Below are 13948 nucleotides of genomic sequence, written 5' to 3'. Positions count from 1 at the left end.
ACACCGGGTTCAAGCTGCGCGTGGTCTCAAGGGCGTCACCCCGGCATGGCACGGCATCCAGTCCTGGTGCGTTTGCGGCAATTCCGCCCACTCGCTCGACCGATGGACAATGGCGTCCATATCCGGAGTCGCGCATGCGTCTGCTCGTAGATCGCTCTCGTCGGCACAGTGCGCAGTGGTCTTTTTCGCTGTCCATCGTGGACGGTACGAGTTCGCTGAGTGATCCGCGCTTGATGCCCCTGAGGGGGCCGGTCGAAGTGATCGGGCGAGAACGTCGGGCGATGCCCGTGGTTGTTCGGCCAGGTCGAGCGCGGTTCACAGGAAACTGCCGGCTTTCTCGTAGGTGCGCCACAGCGACGCGCGCGAGGCTTTCGGGTCATGAGACGTGGGTTGGTGGTGAACGGCATCTTGGCCGTCGTGCTCGTGGGGGCGGCGGTGGCGGGGTACTTCGTGTTGTTCGGCGGTGGCACCGAGACAGCGGCCGCCGCGCAGACGCGGACGGCGGCGGCGCAGACTCGGGACGTCAGCGAGACGGTGACGGCTGCCGGGACGGTGGCCAGCGGGTACACCGGCACCGCCTCCTTCGGCACGTCCGGCACGGTCGCCGCGGTGAACGTCAAGGTCGGCGACGTGGTCACCAAGGGCCAGACCCTCGGCACGCTGGAGACCTCCGAGCCCAAGCTCCAGCTCACCATCGCCCAGAACAACCTCAACCAGGCCGTCACCAACCGCGGTGACGCCGAGGCGGCGGGGAAGGACACCGACCAGCTCGACAACCAGGTCAACCAGGCCGTTCTCGCCCGTGACCAGGCAAAGGCCGCCCTCGCCGCGACGACCCTGACCGCGCCCGGTGACGGCACCATCACCTCCGTCGGTGTCACCGTCGGCGCCAAGGCGGGCTCGGGGGGCGGTGGCAGTTCGAGCACCACGACCACGACCGCGTCCGGCGACTTCGTCATCACCGACCTGAAGAACCTGACCCTGCACGCCGACGTGGCCGAGAGCGACGTCAGCAAGCTCAAGGTCGGCCAGGCCGCCACGGTCACCGTCAACGCCCTGCCGAACCAGCCCATCCAGGCCGCCGTCGCCGCGGTGGACCTGCTGCCCACGTCGTCGAACAACGTCGTCCAGTACGGCACCACGCTGACCATGACCAGCCCACCCGCCACCCTCAAACCCGGCCAGTCGGCCAGCGTCTCGATCACCGTGGCCAGCGCGACCGGCGCGCTCGCCGTGCCGTCCGCCGCCGTGCAGACCGTCGGCACGACCAGCACCGTCACCGTGCTGGAGAACGGCCAGGAGACCCGCCGCACCGTCGAGGTCGGTGTCCGGGGCGACTCGTACGCCCAGATCACCTCGGGCCTCAGCGAGAACGAGCAGGTCGTGCTGCCCCAGGTCGCCACCGGCACCACCCAGCAGGGCAACAACAACCGCAACGGCAACGGCGGCTTCGGCGGTGGCGGGTTCGGCGGCGGGGGCGGCGGCGTCCCGGCGGGCGGGCGCACCGGCGGCGGGCGATGACCCCCGCGATCGAGGTCCGCGACCTGCGCAAGACCTACGGCAGCGGCGACACGGCCGTGCACGCGCTGCGCGGGCTCGACCTCACCGTCGACCGCGGCGAGTACCTGGCGATCATGGGCGCGTCCGGCTCCGGCAAGTCGACGCTGCTCAACGTGCTCGGCTGCCTGGACGTGCCGACCTCCGGCCGCTACCTGCTCGACGGCATCGACACCGCCGAGTTCGGCGAGGCCCAGCTCGGCCTGCTGCGCAACCGCAAGATCGGGTTCGTGTTCCAGTCGTTCAACCTGATCCCGCGCACGACCGCGCTGGCCAACGTCGAACTGCCCCTGGTCTACGCGGGGGTGCGGCGCGCCGAGCGCAGGCTGCGGGCGAACGCGGCGCTGCGCCTGGTCGGGCTCGCCGAGCGCGCGCACCACCGGCCCAACGAGCTCTCCGGCGGCCAGCAGCAGCGCGTGGCGATCGCCCGCGCCCTGGTCACCGGCCCCGCGATCGTGCTGGCCGACGAGCCGACCGGCAACCTCGACACGCGCAGCAGCCAGGAGGTCATGGGCATCCTGGACCGCCTGCACGCCAGCGGCCGCACGGTCGTGCTGATCACCCACGAGGACGACGTCGCCGCGCACGCCAACCGGGTCGTGCGGGTCGTCGACGGGCGGATCGTGGAGAACCGGTTCACGGGGGTGCTCGCGTGAGGTTCACCGAGGTCTTGGCCTTCGCCGTGCGCGGGGTCACCGCGAACAAGCTGCGCTCCGCCCTCACCACGCTCGGCATCCTGATCGGCGTCGCGTCGGTGATCCTGCTGATCGCGGTCGGCAACGGCGCGTCGGTGTCGGTGCAGCAGAGCATCGCGGGCCTGGGCACGAACGTGCTCACCATCTCCCCGCAGCGCGCCCAGGCCGGGTCCAGCGCCCGACCGCTGACAGTCGACGACGCGACCGCGCTGGCCGACCCGGTCGAGGCGCCCGCGGTGAAGTCGGCGTCGCCGGTCGTGTCGACCTCGGCGACCGCCGCGCACGCGGACGTCAGCCACAGCGTCTCGCAGTTCCTGGGCACCGACCCGGCCTACTTCGAGACCACCAACAGCGCCGTCGCGCAGGGCTCGCCGTTCAGCGCCGACGACGTCGCCCAGGGCCGCAAGGTCGTGGTCATCGGCGCGACCGTGGCCACCGAGCTGTTCCCCGGCGCCGCCCCGGTCGGCCAGACGATCCTGGTCAACAACATCCCGTTCACCGTGGTGGGCGTGCTGGCGAGCAAGGGCTCCAGCGGACTCCAGGACGCCGACGACACCGCCGTGGCGCCGCTGAGCACCGTGCGCAACGCGCTCACCGGCTACGGCAGCCTCTCGCAGATCGTCGTGCAGGCCACCGGCCCCGACGCGCTCACCGCGGCCCAGGCCCAGGTCACCACGATCCTCGACGGCCGCCACGGCATCGGCTTCGGCGGCACGGCCGACTACCGGGTGCTCAGCCAGGAACAGCTGCTCACCGCGCGCACCGCCACCACCGACACGTTCACCGTGCTGCTGGCCGCCGTCGCGGCGATCTCGCTGCTGGTCGGCGGGATCGGCGTCACCAACATCATGCTGGTCACGGTCACCGAGCGGATCCGGGAGATCGGCATCCGCAAGGCCGTCGGCGCCCGGCGCTCGTCGATCCTCGGCCAGTTCCTGCTGGAGGCGACGATGTTGAGCCTGTTCGGCGGCGCGCTCGGCGTGGCCGCCGCGTTCATCGGCGCGCAGTTCACCATCGCGGGCATCACGCCGGTGATCGTGCCGTCGTCGGTGCTGCTCGCCTTCGCCGTGTCCGCGCTGATCGGCCTGTTCTTCGGCAGCTACCCGGCGGGTCGGGCCGCGCGCCTGCGCCCCATCGAAGCCCTCCGGCACGAGTGACCCCAGGAAAGAAGGAGTGGACCGTGACCACACCAGTGGACCCGGAGCAGACGCTGGCCCAACCGGTCGGCGGTGACCTGGACCGCGAGCTGCGCACCGCGGGCAAGGGCGTGAGCAAGGTGACCGTCGGGCTGGGCATCGCCGCGCTGGTGCTGCTGTCCTTCGGCGGCGGCGCGCTGGCGCACAAGGCGTTCGCCTCGAACGGCACCCCGTCGGCGACCGCGGGTCCCCGGGCCGGTGGCTACGGCGGCGGGTTCCCCGGCGGCTACGGCGGCCGTGCCGGGCAAGGCGGGCAGAACGGGCAAGGCGGGCAGCCCGGCGCGGGTGGCATGGGCGGCCGGGGCGGCACCGCGGGCACCATCGACCACGTCGAGGGCACCACCGTGTACGTCAAGACCCAGGACGGTAAGGTCGTCAAGGTGTCCACATCGGACTCCACCGTGGTCGACCTGGTCGACGTGGGCAAGCTCGCCGACCTGGCGCCCGGCGACACCGTCGTCGTGCAGGGCCAGGCGGGCGACGACGGCTCCGTCACCGCGCGCACCCTCACCCGCAGGCAGGCGGCGGGGTGAGCGGCCGGGCGTCGCTGCTGGTCGTGGAGGACGACGCGGCCATCCGCGACCTGCTCGCCACCAGCCTGCGCTTCGCCGGGTTCGACGTGGCCACCGCCGCCACCGGCGACGACGGCCTGCGCCAGGCCGAGAAGCTGCGCCCCGACCTGGTGCTGCTCGACGTGATGCTGCCCGACCGCGACGGCTTCGACGTGCTGCGCAGGCTGCGCGCGGGCGGTCAGGGCGTGCCGGTGCTGTTCCTCACCGCGCGCGACGCCAACCACGACAAGATCACCGGTCTGACCCTCGGCGGCGACGACTACGTGACCAAGCCGTTCAGCCTGGAGGAGGTCATCGCCCGGGTGAACGCCGTGCTGCGCCGCACCCGCCCGGTCGAGGGCGAGCCGGAGCGGCTGCGGGTCGCCGACCTGGAGCTGGACGTGGACAGCCACGTCGTGCGGCGCGGCGGCAGGCCGGTCGAGCTGTCCCCGACGGAGTTCAAGCTGCTGCACTACCTGCTGCGCAACGCGGGCCGGGTGGTGTCCAAGGCGCAGATCCTCGACCAGGTGTGGAACTACGACTTCAACGGCGAGGCCGGTGTGGTCGAGTCCTACATCTCCTACCTGCGCCGCAAGGTCGACGACGGCACCGGCGGCGCCGTGCGGCTGATCCACACCGTGCGCGGCTTCGGCTACGTGCTGCGGGCCCCGTGACGGCCGTCGGCCGGGTCCGGGCCGCGTTCGGCAGGCTGCCGCTGCGGGTGCACCTGGTGCTCGTGGTGGTGGTGCTGGCCGCGGCCGGGCTGCTGGGCACCTGGGCGATCGGGTCCCAGGTCATGCGCGACTACCTGCTCGGCCAGGTCGACGCCCGGCTGGACCGGATGAGCGCGCAGGCCCAGCGGCAGCTGGCGGGCGGGTTCACCCTGCCGCGCGGCAACCGGGACTTCGCGTTCCCCCAGCTGGAGGTCGTGCTCCTGCGGCGCGCCGACGGCAGCGCCGTCGACCTGGGGCGCCGGGACAGCACGACCCGCCCGCGGCTGCCCGCCTTCGGGTTCGCGGGCTCGTACGCCACGGTCGACTCGGCGGACGACTCGGGCCCGCGCTGGCGGGTGCTGGTCCGCCCGCTGGTCACCCCGGTCGTGGTGGACGGGACGGTCATCGCGAGCACCTCGGGGAGCACGGCGGCCGAGGTCGTCGTGGCCGTCGGCCAAGCCGACGTCGACGCGGCCGTGGACGACCTGCAACGCACGTTCCTGCTGATCAGCCTGGGCGCGCTGGTCCTGCTCGGGGTCACCGGGTACGCGCTGGTCCGGCGCAGCACCCGGCCGCTGGAGGAGGTCGAGGTCACCGCCGAGGCCATCGCCGCGGGCGACCTGTCCCGGCGCGTCCCGGTCCGGCGGCCGGGCAGCGAGGTCGGCAGGCTCGCGGTGTCGCTCAACGGCATGCTCGGCCAGATCGAGCAGGCCTTCCACGCCCGGTCCCGCTCGGAGGAGGCGGCCCGGGTCTCGGAGGGCCGCATGCGCCGGTTCGTCGCCGACGCCAGCCACGAGCTGCGCACCCCGCTGACCTCGATCCGCGGGTACGCCGAGCTGTACCGGCAGGGCGCGGTCACCGACGTGGGCGAGGTGATGGGCCGGATCGAGGGCCAGTCGGAGCGGATGAGCGGCCTGGTCGAGGACCTCCTGCTGCTGGCGAGCCTGGACCGCCAGCGGCCACTCGAACTCTCACCCGTTGACGTGACGGTAATCGCCGTCGACGCGGTCAGCGACGCCCGGGTCGTCGCCCCGGATCGCCCGATCGCCCTACACCTGGACGGTTCCGGCGAGCCTGCCCTGGTGCTGGGCGACGAACAGCGGCTGCGGCAGATCGCGGCGAACCTCGTGGGCAATGCGGTGAAGCACACGCCCGTGGATACCGGTGTGGAGGTGCGCACGCGGACAACGGAGACGTCGGTCGTGCTGGAGGTGGCGGACCGCGGCCCCGGCCTGACCCCCCAGCAGATCGAGCGCGTCTTCGAGCGGTTCTACCGGGCCGACCCGTCCCGCAGCCAGGACAGCGGCGGGGCCGGGCTGGGGTTGGCGATCGTCGCGGCCCTGGTGGAGGCCCACGGTGGTGTGGTCGAGGTGATCTCCGAACCAGACCGGGGGGCGACCTTCCGGGTGACGCTGCCCCGGCTGACGAGCGATCCGGCGGGAGCGGGGTCGGGAGCGGACTGACGAACCCTCCCGGCCCTGCCACACGGATCGGCGTTCTCCCGAGACTCAGGCCCGCGGGTACGTCTGGATTTCCGTCGCCTTGAGGGCGGCCCACACCCGGGTACCGGGCGCCAGCCCCAGCTCGGCGATCACCGCCGGGGTCACCTCCGCGACCACCGACGGCGCGCCGTCGAGGTGGAGGCGGACGGTGTGGGCGTGCTGCTCCATCCCGGCGACCGCCACCTCCCACGTGTTGCGCGGGCTGCCGCTCGGCCGCTCCGGGTGCAGGCTGATCGCCGTCGGGGGGAACGCCGCGTGCACCGGTCCGGCGGCGGGTTCGGCGACGATCAAGGTCCCGCCTGTGTCGAGGGCGACCGCGGTCCCGTCCGCCTGCCCGCGCAGCAGGTTGAGGCCGACCAGGTGGGCGACGTAGTCGGTGGCCGGTTTGCGGGCGATCACCGCGGGTTCCCCCGATTGGGTGATCCTGCCGCCCTCCACGACCACCAGCCGGTCCGCCAGGACCATCGCGTCGAGCGGGTCGTGGGTGACCAGGACCGCGCACCCCGGGAACTCGCGCAGGTGGCGGCCCAGTTCGGCGCGGACCCGCGGCCGGGTGCCCGCGTCCAGGGCGGACAGGGGTTCGTCGAGCAGCAGCAGGTCGGGGTGGGTGACCAGGGCCCTGGCGAGCGCGACCCGCTGGGCCTGGCCGCCGGAGAGCTCGCGGGGGCGGGCGTCCGCGTACGGGGTGAGGTCGACCGCGTCGAGCTGGGCCCGCGCGGCTCGGCGGGCGGCTTCCCGGTTGACGCCACGGGCGCGGAGGCCGAAAGCGACGTTTTCCAGAACCGGCATATGGGGGAATAGCAGGTAATCCTGGAATACGACCCCGACCGCGCGGCGCTCGGGCGGGACGAAGGTCGACGGGGGTTCGTCCCACGTCGTGTTCAACCGGATATGACCGCTCCGCAACGGCAGCAGACCGGCCAAGGCGCGCAATACCGTGGTCTTGCCCGCCCCGTTGGGACCGAGCAGCGCCACCGTTTCACCCGGTTGGACCAGCAGGGGGACGTCGGCCTCGAAGGTGCCGCGTCCGGTGCGCACGTGGGCGTCGAGGGTCATCCGCCGATCCACCGCTCCCGCAGGCTCGCCAGCACCGCCACCGACACCGCCAGCAGCACCACGCTGAGCACGATCGCGGCCTCGGGGTCGGTCTCGAGCGCGAGGTAGACCGCCAGCGGCATCGTCGTCGTCTTCTCTGGGAAGTTGCCCGCGAAAGTGATCGTGGCACCGAACTCGCCGAGCGCGCGCGCCCAGCACAGGACCGTGCCCGCCACGACACCCGGCGCCACGGACGGCAGGGTGACGCGGCGGAACGCGTACCACCGCGAAGCGCCGAGGGTGGCGGCGGCTTCCTCGAACCGGGGGTCGGCGGCGCGGAGCGCGCCCTCGACCGAGATGACGAGGAACGGCATGGCGACAAAGGCTTCCGCGACGACGACCCCGGCGGTGGTGAACGGCAGCGAGACACCGAACCAGTCGTCGAGCACCTGTCCGACCGGGCCCCGGCGGCCGAGCGCGAACAGCAGCGCGGCGCCGCCGACGACCGGGGGCAGCACGAGCGGAACCGTGACCAGCGCCCGGATGAAGCCGCGCCCCGGGATGTCGCCGCGGGCGAGCACCCAGGCGAGCGGTACCCCCATGAGTACGCAGAGGACGGTGGCGAGGGTGGCGCAGACCAGCGAGAGTTCAAGCGCGTCAAGGACTTCAGGGCTGGTCAGGCGTTGGGGGAGGGTCGACCACGGTGCCTTGGCGAGGAGGCCGATGAGGGGGACGACCAGGAACGCGAGGCCCAGTACCGCGGGGACGACGAGTACCGGCGGCATGGACCCGCGGTTGGCCCTCACGCCGCGGCGAACCCGGCGTCAGCGAGCACGGACTTGCCCTTGTCCGACAACACGTAGTCGACGAACGCCTTGGCCCCCTTGGCGTTGGGCGCTTTCTTGAGCGCGGCGATCGGGTAGTCGTTGACCGCCTTGTCGGCCTCGGGGAACTCGATCCCCTCGACGGAAGCCCCCGCCGCCTTGACGTCCGTCCGGTAGACGAGTGCGGCGTCGACCTCACCGAGCCGCACCTTGGTGAGCGCGGCCTTCACGTCCTGCTCCAACGTGTCCGGCGCGGCGGTGATACCGGCCGCGGTGAAGACCTTCTTGGCCGCGGCGCCACAGGGCACCTGCTCGGCGCACAAGGCGATCTTCTTGCCCGCGTCGGCGAAATCCTTGAGCCCGGCGACCTTTCCCGGATTACCCTGCGGGACCGCGATTTCCAGCTTGTTGCGCGCGAAAGCCGTCGGCGACACCGCGTCCGCCACCTGCTGCATGTTGGCGGGCGCGGCCGAGGCGAACACGTCGACGGGCGCGCCCTGGGTGATCTGCTGGGCCAGCGCGGAACTGCCCGCGAAGTTGAAGGTCACCTTCACCCCGGGGTTGGCCGCCTCGAAATCCTTCCCGATCCGCGTGAACGACTCGGTCAACGACGCCGCCGCGAACACCGTCACGGTCCCGGTGACACCCGTACCCGGGGCGCTGCTCCCCGTTGGTGTCCCACCACTCCCGGTCGACGATTCGCTACACCCGGCAACGAGCAACCCCACGCTCACCAGGGCGGCAACTAACCGGCGCACGACAACCTCCCGTAGATGCGGATCCCGGACGCAGCCTAACCCCGCAGATGCGGTTGGACCACGGCCCGGGCGCTCAGGCCGAGGTCGGGTGCAGGCGTGGCCGGTAACCCGCCGCCAGGACCGCCGCCGTCGAGGGCGGGGTCAACATGGCCACCGCGCTCGACGGCACCGGCAGGCGGTCCGCGTAGCCCGACGGTGTCCACCGAGCCAATCGGTCACCGGTCACCAGCCAGCACTCGTCGTCCAATGCCACGAACGCGCCCGCGGGCGGGTCGACGGTCTCCGTGGCCCGGCCTCTTTCCCGGGCCAATTCCCGGTCGATCTCGTCCGCCCGCCGACCGGTCCCCGGCCACAACCGCCGGAACTCCCGATAATCCCCATGCCTGCACTCCGCGCACGGCCGGTGCCCGGCCGCGAAAGCCACCGCCTCGTCGAGGAAGAAGAGTTCCGTGTACCGGCCCGGCGCCATCACCTCGCGGCGCCGCCCCCGGAACTCCACCTCGCACGTGATCCACCGCCGAACCTGCGAGTTCCGCACTATCCGGCCGGTGTCGTCGTGCAGAACCCCGCGATTGCCCATCATCGTCCCACGGGCGGCCGTCGAGATCAGGTTTCCGGCGGGGGTAACCCGGTTCTGCCGCGTCATGCGCACAGCACAACACCGAATCCACCGGACGTCCGGCGGATTCGCGACATCACCCTATTCCGCGGCGTGCGACCGGTACTCCCCGATCTCGTCCGCCCGGATCAACCCGTCCTCGATGGCCCTGGCCAACAGCGCCGTCTTGGTCGGCGCGGGCCTGCCCGACTTCGCGTACTTCACCCGGGCCCGGTCGATGTACTGCCGGACCGTGGCCTCGCTCAGGTTCATCCGCTTGGCCACCGAGGCCTTGGACATCGACTGGAACCACAGCAGCAGCGCCGTGCGTTCCCGTTTGGACAGTTGCGGCGCCTTCTCGTCGGACAGCAACGCGCCCGCCACCGACGGCGTCACGTACGGCCGGTCCCGCGCCGCCGCGATGATGGTGTCCACGCAGTGCCCGCGGCCCTCGTGCTTCGACAGGAACGCCGACGCCCCCGCCTCCAGCACGGTCAGGATCGTGTCCGGGTCGTCGAGCCCCGAGTACACCACCACCCGCCGCCCCGCCGTGCACAGCTCCGCGACCCGGTCGGTGGCCACCACGTCGCCGAGGTGCAGGTCGAGCAGGACGACGTCGGCCGCGCCGCCCGGGCCCGCCAGCACGTCATCGATGCTGTCCCCGGCGGCGACCACCACCGCCCGGCGCTCCGGGTCGGCCTCGATCCAGGTGCTCACCCCGTCGATCACCACCGGGTGGTCCTCGATGATGGCCACCGTCACTGGGTGCGCCACACCGTCTCCAGCCACAGGTTCTCCCCCTCTCGGTCCTGGGTCAGCCGCACCCCCGGCCGCGGCCGGGCGGCCACCTCGGGGGCGTCGGCGACCACCGCGATGGCCACCTCGCCGTCGGCGGAGACCACCGTGACGCGGGCCGTGGTGCGGGCGGTGCTCAGCGCCATGATCGGGGCCTCGGTCAGCGCGCGGCGGAACTCCACCGGTAGTTCGGGCACCGTACCGACAACCGACAGCGTCACCACCACCCCCCGGCGCTCCGCGACGTCCGCGCCCGCCCGCAGCTCGTGCAGCAGCGGGTCCGGCACGTCGTCGGTCTCCGCCAGGAGACGCCGCAGCCGGGCCGCGCCCGCCAGGCAGCGGTACCGCACGGCCGGGTCCGCCGGGTCCGCGCCCGCCGCCAGCTCGCCGAGCAGCGCCGCCGTGGTGCGGTGCAGTTCCTGGTACCGCTGCGCGCGCGAGGCCGCCACCGCCTCCGCCGCCGCGCGTTCCGCCGTCGCCTTGGCCCGGGCCGCCGAACTCGCCGCCGCCCAGCCCGCCGCGGTGCCCAGGCCGTGCGCGCCGACGCTGTAGCCGATCTGCAGCGTCACCGCGCCGAACACGACCATGATCGCGCGCGAGACGTGCTCGCTGCCGGTCACGTCGAAGGTGACCATGGACACCGCCAGCACCACCGCGTTGGCCACCGAGAACGCGACCAGGTGCCGCACCGGGTGCCACCAGAACAGCACCACGGCCAGCCAGCCCACCGCGCCCCAGGCCCAGTTCGCGGGCCGCAGCAGGTTCTCGTCCGGCGCCGCGGCCACCAGCAGCACGTCCAGCGCCAGCGCGCACACCGCCAGCGGCCAGGCGAACCGGTGTGACCGGTCGCGCAGCAGCCAGGTCGCCGCCACGCCGATGGCCAGGAACAGCACCCAGGCCAGCGCGGCCAGCCACCGTCCGGAGTAGACCGACCAGCTGCTCACCGTCGAGGTCAGGTCGTAGCCCAGGTGCCAGCAGGTCACGACGACCACGGCCGCCACCATCGCCCCGTGCGCGTAGCGCTCGGCCACCACGACCGACGACTCGGTGCTCACGCGGGCCACCGCAGCGTGACCGTGGTGCCGCCGGAGTTCGACGACACGTCCGCGTCGCCGTCCACCGCCCGCATCCGCCCGACGATGCCCTCCCGCACCCCGTAGCGGTGCAGCGGCACCTCCGCCGGGTCGAAACCCGCGCCCGTGTCGGACACCACGACGCACACCGCCGCCCGCTCGGCGTGCTGGCGCAGCCGCGCCGACGCGACCCCGGCGTGCCGGGCGATGTTGGTCAGCGCCTCGGCCACCGCCTCGGCGAAGGCCGCCGCCACCCGCAGCGGCACCCGGCACGGCACCAGGTCGCAGTCGACCGCCACGGCCGAGGAGTCCACCGCGGCCTGTAACTGCGGGCGCAGGTCGACGTCCGTGCCGGACTCGTTGAGCTCGCCCAGGTTCTCGATGACCAGCAGGTCCGCCGCCGCCCGCGCGCGCAGCCCCGGGGTGGACGCGGTGATCCCGCCGGTGCCGACGGTGGTCAGCGTGGCCAGCACGGTGTCGTGCAGCTTGCGGTTCTGCGCCCGCTCGTCGGCCCGCCTGGCCCGCAGCACGGCGGCGGCCCGCTCGGTCTCCCGCAGCTCGGCGAGCGCGTCGTCGGCCAGCGCGGCGGCGTGCCGCAGCAGCGTCATCAGCGCCGCCGACGCGGTGATCTGCACCAGGTAGATGCCGATCGTGCCGGGCACCGCGCCCGCCCCCGCCTGCCAGGTGCCCAGCACGTGCGCGGCGGCCAGCCCGAGACCCGCGGGCACGGCGACCCGCGGCCGCCAGGCCAGGCTCGACACGATGATCGTCATGCTGGTCAGCTCGTCGACCCAGCTGATCCCGCCGACCAGCAGCGACTCGGGCACCAGCCACGGGATGCCCGCGCACAGCAGCGTGGTCACGGCGATGTCCGCGGCCATCACCGGCGCGCGCAGCCCCCGGCGGACCGCCAGCCACGCGAACACCGCCGACCAGACCAGGTTCAGCGCGACCGCGGGCAGCAGCCACGACGGCCGCACCGGCGGCGCGGCACCCGCCAGCGCGGCGACCGCGCCGGTGGCCGCGACCGCGACGCGCATCGCCGCGGCGCAGCGGGCGATCAGCCGGTCGAGCGCGACCCGCGCCGCGCCCGCTTCCGGGGTCGATGGGGCGTTCGCTGGAACCTTCCCTGGCACCTTGGTGAGATCGAGCGCGGGGTCGGGTGTGTTTCTTTCCCCCGGTCGGCGTGTCGGTCGATCGGCTGTCAGCCGAACAACCGTCATCCGCCCTCCCGGTGGGGACCGCTCTACTGGAGGACGCGTCGGCCGCGTGCGCGTTGTCCCGATCCGCACCCGGGGTCCGAGTCGAATCCGGGCCGGTGCCGCGCCGGAGAGTGGACTGGGGGCAGCGATGGGCGCCGGGCGGGTACCGGGCGAGGCCGCGGTGATCGCGCGGCTGGCCGCCGCCGTCGGCGGGATCTCGGCGGCCGCGGCCCGCGCGGTGGGCGACCCGCCGGACTGGGGGTGGGCGGGCACCCGGGCGGGCGACCTGTCCCAGGGCTTCACCGTGGTGGCCGAGGCGGCCGGGCTGGCCGTCGGCCTGCGCTGGTTGATCTCGGTGCTGCACCCGGACCCCGGGGTGGTCGGTCTGGTCGCGGTGCTGCGCGGGTTGCTCGGCGCGGTGGAGACCGGGGAGCCGCACCGGGTCATCCTGCACGCGGTGGCCGCCGTCGAGACCGCCGTCGCCACCCCCTGAGGCCGATCCCACCGTCACCGCGCCATAGTGCTCGCCCGATTGACGCCGGGGGTGAAACCGAGTCGAACTCACCATTTCCCCGCACGCCGGCCCGGTCCACTTGATCACGGGAGCGTGAACGCCCCCACTCCGCCCGGTGTTACCCGGCGACGGAAGGGAACCGTTATCGGGCAAGGGAAATGCTTTGGGCGGTTCATCCGATGTAGGTTGTCGCCATAGCTCTCGGGCAGTCCCGGAATCACCCGCATTCGGGTTACCGCGTTTGCTCCATCCGCCGCCTCGGCGCCGATTGTGGCTCGTTCTAGGGAAAGGGAATCCGCGTGGCGCGCTTCCAGTGCTATCGGGTCGACGGCTCGGGGGTCCGGTGGCGGCTGCTCGGCGGCAACAACCGGGTACTCGGCCTGGGCATCGGCGAGCACCGCAACCGCGACGAGGCGCTGGTCGAGATCGACCGGGTGCGCCGGGTGGCCGGGGTGGCCTGGGTCGAGGTGCAGCACGCGGAGAACGGCCAGTGGTGGTGGCGGCTGTGCGTGGAGGCCGGGGAGATAGTCCAATCGGCACAGGGGTTCGCCCGCCGGATCGACGCCGAGCACGCCGCCGCCCGGTTCCAGGTCGGCGCTCCCGACGCGGAGGTCACCCCCGTGGTCGCCGTCTTCAACCACAGCCGCCGGGGCAGGATCGCGCGCTTCGGTTAGGCAACCCCGACGGTCCGCACTGGTCGGATCGCCCGTGCGTCGACGTGCCCACTCGCCCGCGTTCCGGTTGGCGTGCCGAGTCGGGACGGTGCCGGGTGGCGGGAGGAAGTGAACACCGACGTGTTGGGGCAGCGGCTGGTTGTCCGGTGGTTCACCTTGGTCACCGAGGTACTTCACCCTGCGGTGTTCGGATGGGACCCGCGCGGGTCGGTACCCCTGGCCCGTACCGGCAAACCCGATCCAGCAGCCGAGGAGTGCGCG

At 72.9% G+C, this 13948-nt stretch carries 15 protein-coding genes; 8 read left to right on the top strand and 7 right to left on the bottom strand.

The window, feature by feature from the left end; genetic code table 11:
- Positions 1–378 precede the first annotated feature (378 nt).
- The 6 genes from CLV40_RS26195 to CLV40_RS26170 are packed head-to-tail and all read left to right on the top strand — an operon-like array spanning position 379 to position 6175.
- Positions 379–1521, top strand: a complete 1143-nt coding sequence (locus tag CLV40_RS26195) for an efflux RND transporter periplasmic adaptor subunit (protein ID WP_104481643.1) — start codon at positions 379–381, stop codon at positions 1519–1521.
- Complete coding sequence (locus CLV40_RS26190) at positions 1518–2213, top strand: ABC transporter ATP-binding protein (protein WP_104481642.1); 696 nt, start codon at positions 1518–1520, stop codon at positions 2211–2213. The genes CLV40_RS26195 and CLV40_RS26190 overlap by 4 nt, the downstream gene beginning before the upstream one ends.
- Complete coding sequence (locus tag CLV40_RS26185; protein ID WP_104481641.1) at positions 2210–3409, top strand: ABC transporter permease; 1200 nt, start codon at positions 2210–2212, stop codon at positions 3407–3409. The genes CLV40_RS26190 and CLV40_RS26185 overlap by 4 nt, the downstream gene beginning before the upstream one ends.
- Positions 3410–3432: 23 nt before the next feature.
- Positions 3433–3981 carry a hypothetical protein gene (locus tag CLV40_RS26180; protein ID WP_104481640.1) on the top strand — a complete coding sequence of 183 codons (549 nt, stop codon included), beginning with the start codon at positions 3433–3435 and terminating at the stop codon, positions 3979–3981.
- Positions 3978–4673, top strand: a complete 696-nt coding sequence (locus CLV40_RS26175; protein ID WP_104481639.1) for a response regulator transcription factor — start codon at positions 3978–3980, stop codon at positions 4671–4673. The genes CLV40_RS26180 and CLV40_RS26175 overlap by 4 nt, the downstream gene beginning before the upstream one ends.
- Positions 4670–6175, top strand: a complete 1506-nt coding sequence (locus CLV40_RS26170) for a sensor histidine kinase (protein ID WP_219824118.1) — start codon at positions 4670–4672, stop codon at positions 6173–6175. Before CLV40_RS26175 ends, CLV40_RS26170 begins: the two co-directional genes overlap by 4 nt.
- Positions 6176–6220: 45 nt before the next feature.
- Here CLV40_RS26170 and CLV40_RS26165 read toward each other — a convergent pair whose 3' ends face one another.
- The 7 genes from CLV40_RS26165 to CLV40_RS26135 all read right to left on the bottom strand — a co-directional run bounded on the left by CLV40_RS26165 (position 6221) and on the right by CLV40_RS26135 (position 12433).
- Positions 6221–7270: an ABC transporter ATP-binding protein gene (locus CLV40_RS26165; RefSeq protein WP_104481638.1), complete on the bottom strand. Its 1050-nt coding sequence runs from the start codon at positions 7268–7270 to the stop codon at positions 6221–6223.
- Positions 7267–8034 (bottom strand): molybdate ABC transporter permease subunit, encoded by a 768-nt coding sequence (modB, locus tag CLV40_RS26160; RefSeq protein WP_104481689.1) that lies wholly within the window; start codon positions 8032–8034, stop codon positions 7267–7269. Before modB ends, CLV40_RS26165 begins: the two co-directional genes overlap by 4 nt.
- Before the next feature lie 17 nt (positions 8035–8051).
- Entirely contained in the window at positions 8052–8831 is a 780-nt protein-coding gene (gene modA, locus CLV40_RS26155) for a molybdate ABC transporter substrate-binding protein (protein ID WP_104481637.1), read from the bottom strand.
- A 73-nt stretch (positions 8832–8904) separates the two neighbouring features.
- On the bottom strand, positions 8905–9477 hold the full coding sequence (locus CLV40_RS26150) for a hypothetical protein (RefSeq protein WP_104481688.1): 573 nt from the start codon (positions 9475–9477) through the stop codon (positions 8905–8907).
- A 54-nt stretch (positions 9478–9531) separates the two neighbouring features.
- On the bottom strand, positions 9532–10203 hold the full coding sequence (locus tag CLV40_RS26145) for a response regulator transcription factor (RefSeq protein ID WP_219824117.1): 672 nt from the start codon (positions 10201–10203) through the stop codon (positions 9532–9534).
- Entirely contained in the window at positions 10188–11279 is a 1092-nt protein-coding gene (locus CLV40_RS38350) for a hypothetical protein (protein WP_181043746.1), read from the bottom strand. The genes CLV40_RS26145 and CLV40_RS38350 overlap by 16 nt, the downstream gene beginning before the upstream one ends.
- A complete protein-coding gene (locus CLV40_RS26135) occupies positions 11276–12433 on the bottom strand; it encodes a sensor histidine kinase (RefSeq protein ID WP_104481636.1) in 1158 nt (385 codons plus the stop codon). Before CLV40_RS26135 ends, CLV40_RS38350 begins: the two co-directional genes overlap by 4 nt.
- 214 nt (positions 12434–12647) lie before the next feature.
- Between CLV40_RS26135 and CLV40_RS26130 the strand changes: the two genes are divergently transcribed.
- Both CLV40_RS26130 and CLV40_RS26125 read left to right on the top strand, forming a co-directional pair.
- The gene (locus CLV40_RS26130; protein ID WP_104481635.1) at positions 12648–12992 is read left to right on the top strand and encodes a hypothetical protein; all 345 of its coding nucleotides are present in this window, start codon (positions 12648–12650) and stop codon (positions 12990–12992) included.
- A 320-nt stretch (positions 12993–13312) separates the two neighbouring features.
- On the top strand, positions 13313–13687 hold the full coding sequence (locus CLV40_RS26125) for a YegP family protein (RefSeq protein WP_181043745.1): 375 nt from the start codon (positions 13313–13315) through the stop codon (positions 13685–13687).
- The last annotated feature ends 261 nt before the right edge of the window (positions 13688–13948 follow it).

Source organism: Actinokineospora auranticolor, assembly GCF_002934265.1.
Lineage (GTDB): Bacteria > Actinomycetota > Actinomycetes > Mycobacteriales > Pseudonocardiaceae > Actinokineospora > Actinokineospora auranticolor.
The sequence above is the reverse complement of the archived record's forward strand: the minus strand, read 5'-3'. Positions and strand labels throughout refer to the sequence as shown.